Here is a 16332-nt window from a genome sequence, read left to right on the forward strand (position 1 = left end):
CGTCCGCCATTCGCCGTTGATGTCTCCGCGCCCGGTCTCCGCCGTTGATGTGTCGTGCGTCCGGTGTCCGCTGTTGACGTCTCCCGCGCCAGGCGCCCGCCGGGCGAACCAGCTGCCCGGCGCCCACGGCACACGTGTCCCGCGCCCGGCGTCTGCCGTTGACGTCTCCGCGCTCGCCGTGCACGTGTCCCGCACCCGGCGTCCGTCGTTGACGTCTCCGTGTCCCGCGCTCGCCGTTCGTTTGCCGCGCCAGGCGTGCGCCATGGTTGAACAGTTGAGCAAAGGAGCCCTCTGATGGATGGAAACCCGGCGAAGTTGGGTAAAAACGCTGTGGGGGCGCCTCTGTTCATGATTCCCTCTAAAACGCCAACGCAGCCCCTCGGACGTCCCTGAGACTCCCCAACCCGGCCGAGCCGGCTGGGCTGACATGGCCGATCTCCCCCTCATCGCGTGCTAGCGGAGCCGATCCATGCTCACGACCCTGAACACCTCCTACACCGATACGCGCGCTGCCGACCTAGCCTGGGCCCTGGGACGCGAGCCGCTGCCGGCCCTGGCCACCCTCGACCTCGAACTCGCCGGAGCCAAGCTCCAGTTGAGACTGCTCGGCGCGTCCCACCAGGTGCTGCTGGACGAGGAGCGCGGCCGCTGTTCGGAGACTGTCGCCTGCATCCCGGGCTCCAGCACCCCGCTGCCGCTCGGCGTCGCCAAGCGCGTCGGCGACTGGGAGTACGAGTTCGCCGCGCGCGTCGAGGTGCTCACCCCCGGCTCGTTCGCGGGCCGCGCCCAGGAGTTGCTGGCCCTGGTCTCCGACCATCCGCACGGCCTCGCCGGCGTCTTCCCGGGCAGCCCGCACGCCTTCACCGCCATGCTGGCCCAGCGCCACGAGGGCCAGGTGCACTGGCGCACCTGGCACGCCTACCCGCAGGACGGGCAGTTGGTGGCCACCCGGACCCGGGTCGGTGTGCGGGTGCCGACCGCACACCTGAGCTGAGCACGCCCGCGCGGAGATAAACCCCCAGGACCTCAACTGCCCCCAGATCCACACGTGTGGGTGACGAAGCGTGCCGCGCGTGTGACGTAACGTCGCAGAGTGATCGAACCGCACGCCCCCGCGCCCCCGGGCTGCCCGCCGTCCTGGACAGTCCCCGCCCGGCTGCCCGTCCGGCCCGGCACCGGGCGGTTCCTGGTCCTCGTGTGCGTCTTCGTCTGCGCGGCCTGCGGACTCGTGTACGAGCTGGAACTCGTCGCGTTTGCCTCGTACTTGATGGGCGACTCGGTCACCCAGGCCTCCGTCGTGCTGTCCGTGATGGTGTTCGCGATGGGCGTCGGCTCCCTCGGCGCCAAGCGGCTGCGCTGGCACGCGGCAGCCGGGTTCGGCGCGATCGAGACCGTCCTCGCGCTGGTCGGCGGATGCAGTGCGATGGCGCTGTACGCCGTCTTCGCCTGGACCGGCGGCTGGGGCGGGATGTGGGCCGAGGGCCCGCGCTGCCTGCTGGTCGCCTTCTCCCTCGCCATCGGCCTGCTCATCGGCGCCGAGGTCCCGCTGCTGATGGAGCTGATCCAGCGCATCCGGCACCAGGACGCGGGCGGCGCGGTGGCCGACCTGTTCGCGGCGGACTACGTCGGCGCGCTGGTCGGCGGCCTCGCCTTCCCCTTCCTTGTCCTGCCCGTCCTGGGCCAGTTGACGGGCGCGCTGCTCACCGGCACGGTCAACGTCGTCGCCGGCGGCGCCCTGGTCCTCGGCCTCTTCCGCCGCGACCTGACCCGCCGGGCCCGCTGGACCCTGCTCCTCGTCGGCCTCGCCGTCCTCGGCGTCCTCGCCTCCGCGGCGGCCCTCGCGGACGAGTTCGAACGCGCCGCCCGGCACGCCGTCTACGGCACGGACGTCCGGGTCGCCGAACAGACCGACGTCCAGGAGGTCGTCCTCGCCGGAGGCACCGACGGCAAGCCCCTCGACCTCTTCCTGGACGGCCGGCTCCGCGTCGGCGGCCGGGACGAACGCCGCTACCACGAGGCCCTCGTCCACCCGGCGCTGTCCGGCGGCCCGCACGCGCGCGTGCTGATCCTCGGCGGCGGCGACGGCCTGGCCGCCCGCGAGGCGCTGCGCCACGGCGGAGTGCGCCGCGTCGACGTCGTGGAACTCGACGCGGGCCTGCTCCGCCTGGCCCGCCACGACCCCGGCCTCGCCACCGCCAACCAGCACGTCTACGCCGACCCCCGCGTCCACACCACCACCGCCGACGCCCTCGGCTGGCTGCGCGGCGCGCCCCCCTCCCGGTACGACGTGGTGATCGCCGACCTCCCCGACCCCTGCATCACCGCCAGCACCAAGCTGTACTCCCAGGAGTTCTACGGCCTGGCCCACCGCGTCCTCGCCCCCGGCGGCCGGCTCGTCGTCCACGCCGGGTCCGTCACCACCCGCCCCCGTGTCTTCTGGACGGTCGCCGCGACCCTGCGCGCCGCCCGCTTCGCCGTCTCCTCCTACCGCGTCCTCGGCCACGACCCCGGCTTCCCGGCCGGCCCCGACCGCTCGGCGGGCGCGTCCGGCGCCCCGCACGACTGGGGGTTCCTGCTGGCGAGCCCGGCGTCCACGCCACCACCGCTGCGACTGACCGCCGGGCCGTCGCACACCCTGACGCAGACGGACCTGACGGCGGACGCGCGGGCGGCGGAACGGACCCGGATCGGCGGGCTGCCCGCGTCGACGCTGGTGCATCCGCGGTACTGACGAGCCGGTCAGGTGAGGGTGAATTCCGGTCACAGCTGGGTAGGCTCACCGGACATGGAGCACCAGGTCTTCGTCCCGGTCGGGCTCGAACCGCTCAGAGCCGCCCTCGCCGACCCCGCGCGCATCGCCCGCGCGATCCCCGGCCTGCAACAGGACGCCGGTGCCGAACCCGTCACCGGACGCCTGAAGCTCCGCGTCCAGGGACACTCCGTCACCTACCGGGGTACGGCCCGGGTGGTCGCCCACGACGACGGTACGTACGCCGTCGAGGCCGACGCCACCGAGGCCCGCGGCACCGGCGCGGTGAAACTCGCCCTCACCCTGCGCCTCGCGGAGGACGAGGGCGGTACGACGGTCACGGTCGAGGGCGCGGCGAACGCGGACGGCCGTATCGCGGAGCTGCCACCGGACGCGGTGCACGCGGCGGCGACCCGCCTGCTGAACCGATTCGTGGAGAACCTGGCGACGGTGGAGCCCCCGGCGGCCTCGGAGGAGGGGGAGGAACAGGCGCCGGAGCCCGAGGCCGAGCGCACCTCGGTCTTCGACACCGAGGTCCCGCCACCGTCCCTGGACCCGGCGGCCGACCGCCTCGCCGAGGACTTCGCCGACACCGGCGAGCCCCCCGCCGAGGCCGCCCATGCCCGCCGTACGATGATCGGCCGCAGCGCGGAGGAGGTCGACCACGCGCCGCCACGAGGCCGTTATGCACCGGTTCCGGCACCCCAGACGGTCACGGCGACATCGGCACTGCGCTGGGCGGCACCGGCGGCGGCCCTGGTGGTGGCGTCGGCGATCGTCGTGAGCAGGGCACTGCGCAAACGCCGTTGAGCGCGATGCGCCCCGATCTCCCCCAAGTACTGTCTTCCCGTGAGTAACGAAGACATCACGCTGACCGCAGGCAATGCGGAAGTACGCCTCAGCCCCACCAACGGCGGCCGTATCAGCAGCCTCAAGGTCAACGCCCTGGAACTGCTGAGGCAAGGGTCCCGCTACGGCTGCTTCCCCATGGTGCCCTGGTGCGGCCGTACCCGCGACGGCCGCTTCCTGGACGGCGGCACCGTCCGCCAGATGCCGCTCAACTCCCCGCCCCACGCCATCCACGGCACCACCCGCGACGGCGCCTGGCGCACCGCGCGCGTCGCGGAGAACGAGGCGGTGATCACGTACGACCTGGTCGACCCCTGGCCGCACCCCGGCCGCGTCACCCACGTCGTCACGCTCGCCGAGGACGGCCTGACGCTGACGATGTCGGTGGAGGCGCGGGACGACTCCTTCCCGGCGCAGATCGGCTGGCACCCCTGGTTCAACCGGAACCTCGGGCGCGAAGACGTGACGGTCGACTTCAAGCCCGCCTGGCAGGAGGAGCGCGGGGACGACCATCTGCCCACCGGCAACCGGATCGACCCCAGGCCCGGTCCCTGGGACGACTGCTTCGGCATGCCCGGCGGCGTCGACGTCACCCTCACCTGGCCGGGGCAGCTGGAGCTGAAGGTGACCAGCCGCGAGGAGTGGGTGGTCGTCTACGACGAGCAGGCCGAGGCCGTGTGCGTGGAGCCGCAGACCGGCCCGCCCAACGGCCTGAACACCCTCCCGCGCCTGGTCACCCCGCTGGAGCCGCTGGAGGCGACGACGACCTGGAGCTGGCGGCGCCTTTAAGCTGGTCGGCATGACGGACGTACGTGGCGCGCTGCTGCAGCAGATCAAGGACAAGGCCGTGGTGCACGGCAAGGTGACCCTCTCCTCGGGTCTTGAGGCCGACTACTACGTCGACCTGCGCCGCATCACCCTCGACGGCGAGGCCGCCCCGCTGGTCGGCCAGGTGCTCCTGGACCTGACGGCCGACCTGGAGTTCGACGCGGTCGGTGGCCTGACCATGGGCGCCGATCCGGTGGCGGCCGCCATGCTGCACGCCGCCGCCGCGCGCGGGCAGCGGCTGGACGCGTTCGTCGTACGGAAGGCGGCGAAGGCGCACGGGCTGCAGCGGCGCGTCGAGGGCCCGGAGATCAAGGGCCGCCGGGTGCTGGTCGTCGAGGACACCTCCACCACCGGCGGCTCCCCGCTCACCGCCGTCGAGGCCGTGCGCGAGGCCGGTGCCGAGGTCGTCGCCGTCGCGACCATCGTGGACCGCGCGACCGGCGCCGCCGAGAAGATCGAGGCCGGCGCGGGCGTTCCGTACCGGTTCGCCTTCTCGAAGGATGAACTGGGTCTGGACTGACGACGCGGATTGACCTGGACTTGACCGGCGCATGGACCATCGGTCCATGTCTGGAAAGATGGGGACGACGACGGCGTCGAAACCCTCAGGTCTAGGTCAGGGCCGTAACGCACAACCCCAACCCGCAACACAAGGAGCGGACAGATGCCCATCGCAACCCCCGAGGTCTACAACGAGATGCTCGACCGGGCGAAGGCAGGCAAGTTCGCCTACCCGGCCATCAACGTCACCTCGAGCCAGACCCTGAACGCGGCGCTGCGCGGCTTCGCGGAGGCGGAGAGCGACGGCATCGTCCAGATCTCGACCGGTGGTGCCGAGTTCCTCGGCGGCCAGTACAGCAAGGACATGGTCACCGGCGCGGTCGCGCTCGCCGAGTACGCGCACATCCTCGCCGAGAAGTACCCGGTCAACATCGCGCTGCACACCGACCACTGCCCGAAGGACAAGCTCGACGGGTACGTACGTCCGCTGATCGCGGTCTCCGAGGAGCGCGTGAAGGCCGGCAGGAACCCGCTGTTCCAGTCCCACATGTGGGACGGCTCCGCCGAGACCCTGGCCGACAACCTGGAGATCGCCCAGGAGCTGCTGGAGCGCACCCGCGCCGCCAAGATCATCCTTGAGGTCGAGATCACCCCGACCGGCGGCGAGGAGGACGGCGTCTCCCACGAGATCAACGACTCCCTGTACACCACGGTCGAGGACGCGATCCGCACCGCCGAGGCCCTCGGCCTGGGCGAGAAGGGCCGCTACCTGCTGGCCGCCTCCTTCGGCAACGTCCACGGCGTGTACAAGCCGGGCAACGTCGTGCTCCGCCCCGACCTGCTGAAGGAGCTGAACGACGGCGTCGCCGCCAAGTTCGGCAAGGCGTCCCCCTTCGACTTCGTCTTCCACGGCGGCTCCGGCTCCACCGAGCAGGAGATCCTGACCGCGCTGGACAACGGCGTCGTGAAGATGAACCTCGACACGGACACCCAGTACGCCTTCACCCGTCCGGTCGCCGCGCACATGTTCCAGAACTACGACGGCGTCCTGAAGGTCGACGGCGAGGTCGGCAACAAGAAGGCCTACGACCCGCGCACCTGGGGCAAGCTGGCCGAGGCGAGCATGGCCGCGCGTGTCGTCGAGGCCACGCAGAACCTGCGCTCGGCGGGCAACAAGATCAAGTAAGCGGTACGTCCGTTCTCCCGCGGCGCGCCCGGCGGCTGTTCCCGGCCGCCGGGCCGCTGTATACCTGGGGCATGCCCGACGTCCGGCTGGCCTCGCCCCAGGGCAAGTGGATCCTGCTCACCACGGTCCTCGGCTCCAGCATGGCGCTGCTGGACTCGACCGTCGTCAACGTGGCGCTCCCGCGCATCGGCCAGGACCTGGGCGCGAGCCTGGCCGCCCTGCAATGGACGGTCAACGCGTACATGGTCACGCTGGCCGGGCTGATCCTGCTGGGCGGCTCGCTGGGCGACCACTACGGCCGGCGGAAGATCTTCGTGCTGGGTGTGGTGTGGTTCGCGGTGGCGTCGCTGCTGTGCGGCCTGGCGCCGAACCCGGTCATGCTGATCGCCGCGCGGGCCCTGCAGGGCATCGGCGGCGCGCTCCTGACCCCGGGCTCCCTGGCGATCATCCAGTCGTCCTTCCACCGCGACGACCGCAGCCGGGCCGTCGGCCTCTGGTCCGGTTTCGGCGGGATCGGCGCGGCGGTCGGCCCGTTCCTCGGCGGCTGGCTGGTGGCCGGCCCCGGCTGGCGCTGGGTGTTCCTGCTGAACGTCCCGCTGGCCCTGCTGTGCGTACCGGTGGCCCTGCGGCACGTCCCCGAGTCGAGGGACGCCGGCAAGCACGCCCGCTTCGACGTCCTCGGCGCGGCACTGGGCGCCCTGGCCCTGGCCCTGCTGACGTACGCGCTGATCGAGGCGAAGGCGGGCTCCCTGGTGGTGACGCTGACCGGGGTGGCCGGTGTGGTCGCGGCGGTGGCCTTCGTGCAGGTGGAGCGGCACCGACCGGACCCGATGCTCCCGCCGGACATCTTCGCCTCGCGCCAGTTCACGGCGGTCAATCTGGTCACCCTGTGCGTGTACGCGGCCTTCGGCGGCTTCTTCTTCCTCACCGCGCTCCAACTGCAGGTGGTCTCGGGCTACTCACCCCTGCAAGCCGGTACGGCCCTGCTGCCGACCACGGCCCTGATGCTCCTCTTCTCCGCCCGCTCGGGCGCCCTGGCGGACCGCACGGGCCCGCGCCTGCCGCTGACGGCCGGCCCGCTGCTCTGCGCGACGGCGATGCTGCTGATGCTGCGGGTGGGGAAGGGTGCCGACTATCTGACGGACGTGCTGCCGGCCCTGCTGGTCATGGGCGCGGGCATGGTGACCCTCGTAGCCCCCCTGACGGCCACGGTCCTCGCCTCCGTGGACACCGCCCGGGCCGGCCTGGCCAGCGGCATCAACAACGCGGCGGCCAGGGCGGCGGGCCTGATCGCGGTCGCCGCGCTGCCGCTGCTCGCGGGGATGGGCCCGGAGGCGTACCGGTCGCCCACGGCGTTCGACGCGGCGTTCGATCGCGCGATGCCGATCTGCGCGGGGGTGCTGGTGGCCGGTTCGCTCGTGGCCTTCGCCCTGGTCCGCCGCCCGGCTCCGGAGTGCCGACACCCCGAGTGCCATGTACACGGGTGCGTCACGGCTCCGCCGTTGGAGGGGGAGCGGCGGGGTGGCTAGGGCCACCGCGGCGGACATGACTGTGCCGCCGTCGCTCAGCGCGAGACGGCGGCACTCAGTAGCACCCTTCTCTACCGCTTCAGCTCGGCGTACGCCTCGGCGCTGCTGTCCTTGAGGAACTGCCAGCAACGCTCCGTCTCGTCCTTCTCATCGATCTCGCCGGCGGCGCGAGCGAGGGCGGCGAGGCAGCGCAGGAATCCGCGATTGGCCCGGTGGCTCCAAGGGATGGGGCCGTGCCCCTTCCACCCCGCCCGGCGTAGCGCGTCCAGACCGCGGTGATAGCCGGTGCGCGCGTATGCGTACGACTCGACCGTTCGCCCTGCCTCGAAGGCGTCGTCGGCGAGCATCGCCCACGCGAGCGAGAACGTGGGGTGCTTCGCCGCGACCTCGGACGGAGACCGGGACTCCTCGCCCAGCAGGCGGTACGCCTCTTCGTTCTCCGGCAGGTAGGTCGGGTCCGGGCCCCCGAGCAGGTTCTTGTGCGTCGTCATGGAAGCAGTCTGCCACTTGGGTCTACACCCGGATCAGCAAGGACGACGAGGCGGAGGGGCTGGGCGTCGCGCGGCAGGAGGAGGACCGCCGACCGCACTGTGCCGTTCGGGGGTGGGAGGTCAGCGCATGTCCGCTGCCCGCTACATCGCGCTCACCGAGGACCCGGAGAAGCAGAGCGCGGAACTGCACCGGGAGCGGGCCCTGCACCGGGCCGAGGCCGCGACCTTCGCGGCGGGCCCGGCAGCACTAGCTGCAGCGCTCCAGCCGGTAGCCATGTCCGCGGAGGGTGGTGATGCGGGGCAGCCGGCAGGGGCGGCCGGAGGCGTCCGCGGCTTGGGCGAGGCGGCGGCGCAGGCCGGCCATGGTGACGTCCAGGGTCTTGGTGGGGCCGAACCAGTTCTCGTCCCACACCTGGGCCATCAGGTTTTCCCGTGAGACGGCCGCGCCCGGGCGCCGGGCGAGCAGGGCCAGCACGTCGAACTCCTTGGGGCGCAGGGAGACTTCGGCGCCGTGGAGGGTGCAGCGGCGGGCCGCGGCGTCCAGGACGAGGTCGCCGAGCCGTACCGGTTGCTCCGCCGGCGAGGTGGCGGTCTGGCGGCGCAGGTGGGCGCGGAGTCGGGCGAGAAGGACGGTGAGGCTGAAGGGTTTGACCAGGTAGTCGTCCGCGCCCGCGTCCAGGCCGGCGATGACGTCGATGTCGTCGGTGCGTGCGGTGAGGATCACGATCAGCAGGTCGGGGAAGCGGGAGCGCAGGGTGCGGGCGAGGTCCAAGCCGTCGAGGTCGGGCAGGCCGAGGTCCAGGAGCAGGGCGTCGTAGGCGGTTTGGGTGGCTTCGGCAAGGGCGGAGGCGCCGGTGCGGCTCCAGGTGGGGGCGTAGCCGTTGCTGCACAGGCCGGTTTCCAGGTGGCGCCCGATGGTGTCGTCGTCCTCGACGACGAGGACGCGGAAGCGGCTGCGGTCCGGTACGGCGGGCGTGCCCATGATGGTCAGCGTAGGAGGGGTCTGTGCGATCGGCACGGGCTCTTGTGCCTGCGGGCTGTTCACAGGTCGCGCAACTCCTCGACGGCGGGGCGTCGCGCGCGGCGGATGCCGTTCAGGGCTGCGGCCAGTACGGCGAGCAGAGCGGCCGACGCGGTGAGCGCGAGGTATGCGCCGGGGACCGACAGGCTTGCGGGCGGTGGGTCGAAGACGCCCGTCAGGACCTTGACCAGCATTTCGGACAGCGCCCAGCCGATCGCCGCGCCTCCGGCCAGGCCGGCCGCGGCCAGGAGGAGCGCCTCCGTGAGGACCATTCCGCGCAGCTGGCGGGTCCGGGCGCCGAGGACGGTGGCGATGGCGAAGGTGCGGCGGCGTTCGGCGAGGCCGAGGGCGAGGACGAGTCCGCCCGCTCCGGCGGCCAGCAGGACGGCGAAGGCGAGCTCGATACGGGTGAGCCCGGCCAGGTCGACGGAGGTCAGGCTGGTGCCGACGGTGCCGCGGGTCTGGGTGAGGTCGGTGACGGTGGCGCTGGTGCCTAGCTGTCCGCGCAGTTGCGCGGCGATCTGCTTCTGGTGGGTACCGCCGGTGTCGAGGAGGAAGGCGCCGATGGCGTCGCTGCCGGTCGCCTTGGCGATGTAGGAGGCGTTGGCGACGAAGAAGCTGTCCTTGGGGGCGGTGGGGAACTCCTTGGCGATGCCGGCGTAGTGGAAGGGGACCGTGCGCAGGGCCTTGGTTCGGGCGTCCTGGATGCGCAGGTTGACGGTGTCACCGGGGGAGAGCTGGAAGTCGTTGACGGTCTCGACGCTGACCAGCAGGTTGTCCGGACGCTCGGCCAGCTTCCGCATGAGCTGGTGCGCGGTGCCGCCGGCGAAGTAGGCGTCCTGGAGCGACGTGGCCCGCGCGATGGTGCCGGGGCGGACGCCGTAGAGGTCCTGCAGGTCGGAGCCGACGTACGCGAAGCGGTGCTGGAGTGGTTCTACGTGCCGTACACCGGAGATCTTCAGGGCGGCACCGGCGCTGGGCGGGACATGGGCGCCGGGTGGTTCGGTGACCGTGACGTCCGAGCCGTTGGTCAGTCGGGCGTCGACCTCGGCCTGCTGCTTGTAGGTGGCGTTGAAGACGGCGGTGGAGATCGCGAAGGACACGGCGAGGGCGAGCAGGACGATCGAGCGGGCGAGCGGGCGTCGGCGCCTGGAGAGGGTGGCGGCGGTGGTGCCGGCGAGGGTCGCGGTGAGCGGGCGGGCCAGCCGGGCCAGGGCGGGGCGGCCGTGGGTGAGGGCGAGGAGGGTGAGCCGCCAGACCAGCAGGGTGGCGCCCACCCACAGCAGGGCCGGGCCGAGGAAGGCCCAGTACGACACGGAGATGCTGGGCACGCCTTCGGGGGCGAGGACGAGGGCGTACTGGTTGCCGGCGGAGGCGCGGAAGACGAGCCAGGAGCCGATCAGGAGGGCGAAGTCCAGGCCGTAGCGCATCCACCACGGGCTGCGGGTGCTGCGGGCGCCGGACTCCTTGCGGGTTTCGGCAACAGTCACCGTGCGCAGGTCGCGCAGGGCGGGGACCAGGACCGCCCCGGCGGCGACGGCGGCGCCGAGGGCGAAGGCGATGCCGTACCAGGCGGCCCAGGTGCCCGCGCTCGCCCCGAAGGAGGCGGCACCGAAGGCGAGACGGCCGGTCAGCGCGGCGATGCCCAGCCCCGACAAGCCGCCCACGAGACCGATCAGGGCCGCTTCCAGCCCCGCGAGGGCGGTGATCTGGCGGGGGCGCAGGCCGCGCATCCGCAGCAGGCCCTGCTCCTGACGGCGGCGCTCACCGCCGGCGGAGGCGACCGCGGCGGTCAGTGCGGCGGCGAGGGCGGCGCCCGGGACGCCGAGGAAGAGGAAGAGGATCTGGGCGTACAGGGCGTCCTGGCGGGCGGAGTCGAGGGCGGCGCCGACGTTGTTGCCGACCAGGGCGGTGCCGGCCGAGCGGGCCTCCAGGTTGTGGGCGGCGCGGGTGACGGTGGTGAAGGCGGCGGCCGGGTCGGAGGGCAGACGGGCGTCGTCACGGGCCACGTGGATCTGCGTGGTGACCGCGGTGGCGCCCCGGGTGAGGGACGCGAACCGAGTGGCGGGCAGGAGGACGACGTTGTCCGGGGGTGCCGTGGGCTGGGACTGGCTGGGGGCGCCGACGGTCTGGAAGAGGGAGTCGGCCTGGGGCAGGTCGACCACGCCGTCCACCTTCACCTGCCTCAGTCCGATGCCGGGGAACCGGACGCCGATGGTGTCGCCGGGGGCTGCGTGCAGGTTGGAGGCGGTCTGCTGGGCCAGCAGGACGCCGGTCGGGGAGCCCGACAGCGTGCGGATGGCGTCGGGGAACAGCCGGCGATAGCCGTCGGGCAGGCCGAGGGCCATGCCGGGGCCGGTGGTCTGGGTGCTGCCCTGTACACGGGCGGTGAATCCGGTGGTGTGGGCGTAGCCGACCGGCAGCGCGGCGCGGGTGTCGGGCGTCCTGCGGACCAGGGTCATCACCGTGCCGGGCTCGGCGCCGGGCTGCACCTGGACCTGCCAGTCGACCGCGACCGAGTGTACGGCGCGCTGGGTCATGGTCGCCTTCGACGCCGTGAGGAAGGACCCCAGGGCGGCGACGAGGGCGACCGCGAGCGCGATGCCGGCCACTGCGGCGAGCAGGCGTCCGGTGCGGTGGCGGGCCAGGCCGGCCGCCCACGAGGTGATCACGACACTCCCTCGGGTGCGAGTAGCCGGCCGTCGCGCATGGTGCGTCGGGTGGTGAGCCGGGTGGCGATGGCCGGGTCGTGGGTGGTGACGACTAGGCCGGCGCCGGTGTGGTCGGCGGCGGTCAGCAGGGCGTCCAGGACGCGGGCGCCGGTGGTGTGGTCGAGGCGGCCGGTGGGTTCGTCGGCGAGGATCAGGCGTGGGGACTGGGCCAGTACCCGGGCGACGGCCACCCGTTGCGCCTGACCACCGGAGATCTCCTCGGGCAGCCGGTCGGCCAGGGCGGCGGCATCGACCAGGGCGAGCGCCGCCAGGGCGGCCTGCCGCGCCTCGTCCTCCGGCCGGTCGGCGAGGACCAGAGGGAGGGCGGTGTTCTCGGCCACGTTCAGGGCCGGGATCAGGCTGTCGCCCTGGAAGACCAGACCGATGTCGTACGGGCCCAGCGAGGCGGCCCGGGTCACCGTGCCGCTGGTGGGCTGCTCGAGCCCGGCCAGCAGGTGCAGCAGGGAACTCTTCCCGGACCCGGAGGGGCCGACGACGGCGAGCCGGTCGCCGGACCCGATCTCCAGGTTGGCACCGTGCACGGCCACGACCGCCTGCGTGCCCCGGCCGAAGGTCAGGGCCGCGTCCGTGCAGGCGACGAGCACCTCGTCACGTGACATCGTCAACCTCCTGCCGCAGCGGGCTCCGGTCCGGGGCCGCGGCGTCGGCGACCCTCCCGTCGTCCAGCGTGATCACTCGGTCCGCGATCCGGACGACTTCGGCGCTGTGCGTCACGATCAGCACCGCGCACCCTTGCGCGGCCCGGTCCCGCAGCATGGTGAGCACCAGCTGCTCCGTGTCACCGTCCAGTTCTCCGGTCGGCTCGTCGGCCAGCAGCACGTCGGGCGAGTTGGCCAGCGATACGGCCAGCCCGGCCCTGGCCAGCTCTCCGCCGGACAGCTGCAGGGGCAGGGAATGCATCCGGTCGCCGAGCCCCACCTGGGTCAGAAGCTCCTTGGCCGAGACGTCGGGCTTACGGCCTGCGGCCCGCTGGGGCAGGCGGACGTTGTCCCGCACGCTCAGGTGAGGCAGCAGGTTCCGGGTCTGCAGCAGCACGCCGATGTGCCGGGCGCGCAACCGGGCGCGCTCGGGCTCGGGCCGGTGGCTGATCCGCACACCACCCAGCCGGACCTCGCCACCGGAGGGCTCGTCGATCCCTGCCAGACACGCCAGCAGGGTCGACTTGCCCGCACCCGAGGGCCCCACGACCGCGACCGTCTCGCCCCGCCGCACCCGCAGCGACACCCCGCGCAGCGCGAGGGTCTCCTCCTCGCCGGCGCGGTAGAAGCGGTACAGCTCGCGGGCGGTGAGGACGTCCTCGTCCGGCCGGGAGGCGGGCATCGGTCTCACCGCCAGGTGAAGGAGTCGCTGATGATGCGCCACGGGTCGACGTTGTCGGCGTTGACCGGGCCGGACAGGGTCAGGTCCACCTCGTGGCCGGACCGGTAGAAGGCGTACCGCTCGAACGCGTCGCGCACCACCTTGCCGGTGACGGGATCCTTCGCCGAGTCACCCTGGTAGGTCAGCAGGACGACACGGCCGGCGTGCCGGTTCACCTCCGACACCTTCGGCGCGGCGAACTTCGCCACCTGGGAGCGCAACCGCGGGACGACCGTGTGGGTGACCGAGCCGGCCGTGGGGGCGGTGGCGGCGGAGGCCGCCGTGATCCTCACGGTGTTCAGCTTGTCGGTGAACACCGTGGTGTTCCCCTGCTCGGTGCGGGCCCAGCCTTCGGGCACCTTCACGGTGAAGCCGGTGAAGGTGCCGCTGGTCGGCCGGTAGGCGACGTACACCTGGTTGTCGGGGATGTCGCCGGGTGGGTTGGACTCGGTGGGAGCCGGGTTGCTCTGCCCGTTGCCGCTGCGTGCCGAGGAGGCCGGCGGTGCCGCCTTCGTCGTGCCGGAACCGGAGTGCGAGCCGGAGCCGGCACAGCCCGCGGTCACCGCCGCGAGGAGCGCCAGCCCGACGACCGCACCTGTCCGTGCGTGTGCTGCCATGGCCACTGCCCTCCAAACAGTCCCCGACGGGGGGTCATGGCACCCACGCTAGGAAGCGGCCGGTTAACACCCTGCTCGCCGAGGGTTAGACGACGGCAAAAAGCGTGGCGCACCGGTTCCGACCAGGTCGGCGGCCCGCAAGATGGAAGGTATGAGACAGCGCGTGGTGCGAGTGGCCCTCACCGCTGCCCTGGTCGCCGTCGTCCTCTTGGCTGTCCCCCTGGCCCTGGTCATCAGGTCCTCCCTGTATGCCGGCCAGCGCGACACCCTGGAACGCGCGGCCCTCGCCGCCGCCGTCCGGGTGAGCCCCGACTACGCGAGCGGCGACCCGGTGGAGCTGCCGGCGGCGCCAGCCGGTGGGCGCCTTGGCCTGTACGACCCGCAGTTGCGGCTCCGGGCGGGCAGCGGCCCCCGGGCCGGTGACACGGCGGTGCGCCGGGCCCTCGGCGCGCAGGTGGTGCGCGGCCACTTCGGCGATGACCTGGTCGCCGCCGTGCCCGTCTCGCACGCCGAGAAGGTGATCGGCGTCGTACGCGCCTCCTCGCCCGCCGCCGCCGTACGCGACCGCGTCATCGCCGCGTGGACGGTCCTCGCCGGTGCCTGCACGCTCGCCCTGACCATCGCCGTCCTGGTGGCGCGTCGCCAGGCACGGCGGCTGGCCGCACCACTGGAGGACCTCTCCCGTCACTGCCGGGCCGTCGCTGCCGGCGACCTGGGCGCACGCGCCGCCGCGAGCAGCATCGCCGAGATCGACCAGGTCGCCCGCACCCACAACGAGATGCTGCACAGCCTGACCGAACTGCTGCGCCACGAACGGGACTTCACCTCCAACGCCTCCCACCAGCTGCGCACCCCGCTGACCGGTCTGCAGCTCACCCTGGAAGCGGGCCTCGCGCAGGACGACGACGCCCGGCTGAGGCCCGCCCTTGAAGAGGCGCTGGCCACCACCCGGCGCCTGCACGGTACGGTCGAGGAGGTGCTGCGCCTGTCCCGTTCCCGCGGCCTGCCCCGTCCGGCTGCCCCGGACACTCCCGTGGCACGGCTGCTGCGGGAGACCGAGGAGCGGTGGCACGGGCTGCTCGCTCGCGACGGCAGGCGCCTGGTGAGCTCCCTCGGCGACGCGCCGGACGACGTCCCTGTCGCAGGCGCCCCCGTCGCCGAGATCCTCGGCATCCTGCTGGACAACGCGCGCGTCCACGGACGCGGCACCGTCCATCTGCGGGTGCGGGACCTCGACGACGCCCTCGCCTTCGACGTCAGCGACGAGGGCACCGTGGAGGACGAGGCGGCTTCGCTGTTCGACCGGGGACACACCGGCGACGGGGCAGGAGCCGGCATCGGCCTCGCGCTGGCCGGCGACCTGGCCGTCTCACTCGGCGGCAGGCTTTCCCTGACCAGCAGCCACCCGGCCACCTTCACCCTGCTCGTCCCGGTCCGCCAGAACGGGACCGTGCACGACGAGACGGGCGAGGGCAACGCCTGAAGGCGGCGGTAGGACCAGCTGGCGTACTCGACGAGCACCGCACAGACCGCCGCGGACACCAGTGCGGTGGTCCCGAGGCCGACTGGCCGGCGGCCAAGCAGGTTGAGCGTGCGGCGGAGACGCCGATGCACGGGCAACTCACACGTTCTTCACATCTGGGTCCTTCTACCGTGGGAGACATGCGGGTGCTGGTCGTGGAGGACGAGGTGCGCACCGCGGGGCTGCTGCGGCGTGGGCTGGAGGAGGCCGGATACACGGTCGATATCGCCTCGGACGGCCAGGATGCGCTGTGGCGTGCCGCCGAGTTCCCCTACGACGTGATCGTGCTCGATGTGTTGCTGCCCAAGCGCGACGGTTTCGAGGTGTGCGGTGAGTTCCGCAAGAGCGGGTGCTGGACGCCCGTGCTGATGCTCACCGCTCGGGACACCGTCCCCGACCGGGTGCGTGGACTGGATGTGGGGGGCGGACGACTACCTGACGAAGCCGTTCAGCTTCGCCGAGCTCTTCGCCCGGATGCGGGCACTGATCCGTCGTGGGGCGGTGGAGCGGCCCTCCGCGTTGCAGGTGGGGGACCTGCGCATGGATCCGCCGAGCCGTCGCGCCTGGCGGGGAGCCGTGGAGCTGGAGCTGACCGCGAAGGAGTTCGCGCTGCTTGAGCTGTTTCTGCGGCATCCCGGAGAGGTCTTGACGCGTACCCGCATCCTGGAGAGCGTGTGGGACTCCGCGTACGACGGTGTGTCGAACGTGGTGGACCAGTACATGGCCTATCTGCGGCGCAAGATCGACCGGCCGTTCGGCGTCGATCAATTGCAGACCGTGCGCGGCGCGGGCTACCGCCTGCGCGAGGCCGCGCCCTGGGATGGGTGACGGTCATGCCGCTGCGGATGCGCCTCGCGCTGATGTCCAGGGATCCGGCCACCTTCACCCTGCTGGTCCCGGTCCGCCGGGACGGTCGTGAGCACACCTGAGAGTCGGCACGCACCCGAC

16 protein-coding genes and 1 pseudogene are annotated in these 16332 nt (G+C 72.6%); 10 read left to right on the top strand and 7 right to left on the bottom strand.

The genetic code is table 11. The features are described from left to right. Window positions 1-264, bottom strand: a 264-nt coding sequence (locus ACFYOH_RS10420) for a hypothetical protein (protein ID WP_388623352.1), incomplete at its 3' end; no start/stop codon positions are given. A gap of 205 nt (window positions 265-469) precedes the next feature. Here ACFYOH_RS10420 and ACFYOH_RS10425 point away from each other — a divergent pair. From ACFYOH_RS10425 to ACFYOH_RS10455, 7 genes are all read left to right on the top strand, one after another. Next, on the top strand, window positions 470-994 hold the full coding sequence (locus ACFYOH_RS10425) for a DUF2617 family protein (RefSeq protein WP_388623354.1): 525 nt from the start codon (window positions 470-472) through the stop codon (window positions 992-994). A gap of 99 nt (window positions 995-1093) precedes the next feature. Then, window positions 1094-2731, top strand: a complete 1638-nt coding sequence (locus ACFYOH_RS10430) for a polyamine aminopropyltransferase (RefSeq protein ID WP_388623357.1) — start codon at window positions 1094-1096, stop codon at window positions 2729-2731. A 54-nt stretch (window positions 2732-2785) separates the two neighbouring features. Next, window positions 2786-3559 (top strand): SRPBCC domain-containing protein, encoded by a 774-nt coding sequence (locus ACFYOH_RS10435; protein WP_388623359.1) that lies wholly within the window; start codon window positions 2786-2788, stop codon window positions 3557-3559. A gap of 39 nt (window positions 3560-3598) precedes the next feature. Beyond that, window positions 3599-4387, top strand: a complete 789-nt coding sequence (locus ACFYOH_RS10440; RefSeq protein WP_388623362.1) for an aldose 1-epimerase — start codon at window positions 3599-3601, stop codon at window positions 4385-4387. A gap of 10 nt (window positions 4388-4397) precedes the next feature. Then, window positions 4398-4946 carry an orotate phosphoribosyltransferase gene (gene pyrE / locus ACFYOH_RS10445; protein WP_388623364.1) on the top strand — a complete coding sequence of 183 codons (549 nt, stop codon included), beginning with the start codon at window positions 4398-4400 and terminating at the stop codon, window positions 4944-4946. A 144-nt stretch (window positions 4947-5090) separates the two neighbouring features. After that, complete coding sequence (gene fbaA, locus ACFYOH_RS10450) at window positions 5091-6113, top strand: class II fructose-bisphosphate aldolase (RefSeq protein ID WP_388623367.1); 1023 nt, start codon at window positions 5091-5093, stop codon at window positions 6111-6113. A gap of 71 nt (window positions 6114-6184) precedes the next feature. Next, a complete protein-coding gene (locus ACFYOH_RS10455) occupies window positions 6185-7642 on the top strand; it encodes an MFS transporter (RefSeq protein ID WP_388623369.1) in 1458 nt (485 codons plus the stop codon). Window positions 7643-7713: 71 nt separating this feature from the next. Here the strand turns inward: ACFYOH_RS10455 and ACFYOH_RS10460 are convergent, their stop codons facing one another. The 6 genes from ACFYOH_RS10460 to ACFYOH_RS10485 form a co-directional block, all read right to left on the bottom strand. Continuing rightward, window positions 7714-8133: a DUF3151 domain-containing protein gene (locus tag ACFYOH_RS10460; protein ID WP_388623372.1), complete on the bottom strand. Its 420-nt coding sequence runs from the start codon at window positions 8131-8133 to the stop codon at window positions 7714-7716. Between the two features lie 247 nt (window positions 8134-8380). Then, the gene (locus ACFYOH_RS10465; RefSeq protein ID WP_388623375.1) at window positions 8381-9115 is read right to left on the bottom strand and encodes a response regulator transcription factor; all 735 of its coding nucleotides are present in this window, start codon (window positions 9113-9115) and stop codon (window positions 8381-8383) included. Window positions 9116-9174: 59 nt separating this feature from the next. Beyond that, on the bottom strand, window positions 9175-11826 hold the full coding sequence (locus ACFYOH_RS10470; RefSeq protein WP_388623377.1) for an FtsX-like permease family protein: 2652 nt from the start codon (window positions 11824-11826) through the stop codon (window positions 9175-9177). Further along, window positions 11823-12485 (bottom strand): ABC transporter ATP-binding protein, encoded by a 663-nt coding sequence (locus ACFYOH_RS10475; protein ID WP_388623380.1) that lies wholly within the window; start codon window positions 12483-12485, stop codon window positions 11823-11825. Before ACFYOH_RS10475 ends, ACFYOH_RS10470 begins: the two co-directional genes overlap by 4 nt. Continuing rightward, complete coding sequence (locus ACFYOH_RS10480; protein ID WP_388623381.1) at window positions 12475-13206, bottom strand: ABC transporter ATP-binding protein; 732 nt, start codon at window positions 13204-13206, stop codon at window positions 12475-12477. Before ACFYOH_RS10480 ends, ACFYOH_RS10475 begins: the two co-directional genes overlap by 11 nt. 5 nt (window positions 13207-13211) lie before the next feature. Then, on the bottom strand, window positions 13212-13862 hold the full coding sequence (locus ACFYOH_RS10485) for a hypothetical protein (RefSeq protein ID WP_388623384.1): 651 nt from the start codon (window positions 13860-13862) through the stop codon (window positions 13212-13214). A gap of 151 nt (window positions 13863-14013) precedes the next feature. On the opposite strand from ACFYOH_RS10485, the gene ACFYOH_RS10490 reads away from it, so the two are divergent. From ACFYOH_RS10490 to ACFYOH_RS10500, 3 genes and pseudogenes are all read left to right on the top strand, one after another. Next, window positions 14014-15345 (top strand): sensor histidine kinase, encoded by a 1332-nt coding sequence (locus ACFYOH_RS10490; protein WP_388623386.1) that lies wholly within the window; start codon window positions 14014-14016, stop codon window positions 15343-15345. A 179-nt stretch (window positions 15346-15524) separates the two neighbouring features. Next, window positions 15525-15746, top strand: a pseudogene (locus tag ACFYOH_RS10495) (response regulator); the annotation flags it as partial. A gap of 52 nt (window positions 15747-15798) precedes the next feature. Next, window positions 15799-16212, top strand: a complete 414-nt coding sequence (locus ACFYOH_RS10500; protein WP_388623389.1) for a winged helix-turn-helix domain-containing protein — start codon at window positions 15799-15801, stop codon at window positions 16210-16212. Window positions 16213-16332 lie beyond the last annotated feature (120 nt).

The organism is Streptomyces sp. NPDC007856 (assembly GCF_042868225.1).
Classification (GTDB): Bacteria; Actinomycetota; Actinomycetes; order Streptomycetales; family Streptomycetaceae; genus Streptomyces.

Bases quoted from the DNA above. Each gene is read 5' to 3' on its own strand.
- ACFYOH_RS10425 (WP_388623354.1), top strand. From the start codon at position 470: ATGCTCACGACCCTGAACACCTCCTACACCGATACGCGCGCTGCCGAC.
- ACFYOH_RS10480 (WP_388623381.1), bottom strand. From the start codon at position 13,206: ATGCCCGCCTCCCGGCCGGACGAGGACGTCCTCACCGCCCGCGAGCTG.
- ACFYOH_RS10500 (WP_388623389.1), top strand. From the start codon at position 15,799: ATGTGGGGGGCGGACGACTACCTGACGAAGCCGTTCAGCTTCGCCGAG.
- ACFYOH_RS10435 (WP_388623359.1), top strand. From the start codon at position 2,786: ATGGAGCACCAGGTCTTCGTCCCGGTCGGGCTCGAACCGCTCAGAGCC.
- ACFYOH_RS10475 (WP_388623380.1), bottom strand. From the start codon at position 12,485: ATGTCACGTGACGAGGTGCTCGTCGCCTGCACGGACGCGGCCCTGACC.
- ACFYOH_RS10490 (WP_388623386.1), top strand. From the start codon at position 14,014: ATGAGACAGCGCGTGGTGCGAGTGGCCCTCACCGCTGCCCTGGTCGCC.
- ACFYOH_RS10465 (WP_388623375.1), bottom strand. From the start codon at position 9,115: ATGGGCACGCCCGCCGTACCGGACCGCAGCCGCTTCCGCGTCCTCGTC.
- ACFYOH_RS10455 (WP_388623369.1), top strand. From the start codon at position 6,185: ATGCCCGACGTCCGGCTGGCCTCGCCCCAGGGCAAGTGGATCCTGCTC.
- ACFYOH_RS10485 (WP_388623384.1), bottom strand. From the start codon at position 13,862: ATGGCAGCACACGCACGGACAGGTGCGGTCGTCGGGCTGGCGCTCCTC.
- pyrE (WP_388623364.1), top strand. From the start codon at position 4,398: ATGACGGACGTACGTGGCGCGCTGCTGCAGCAGATCAAGGACAAGGCC.
- fbaA (WP_388623367.1), top strand. From the start codon at position 5,091: ATGCCCATCGCAACCCCCGAGGTCTACAACGAGATGCTCGACCGGGCG.
- ACFYOH_RS10460 (WP_388623372.1), bottom strand. From the start codon at position 8,133: ATGACGACGCACAAGAACCTGCTCGGGGGCCCGGACCCGACCTACCTG.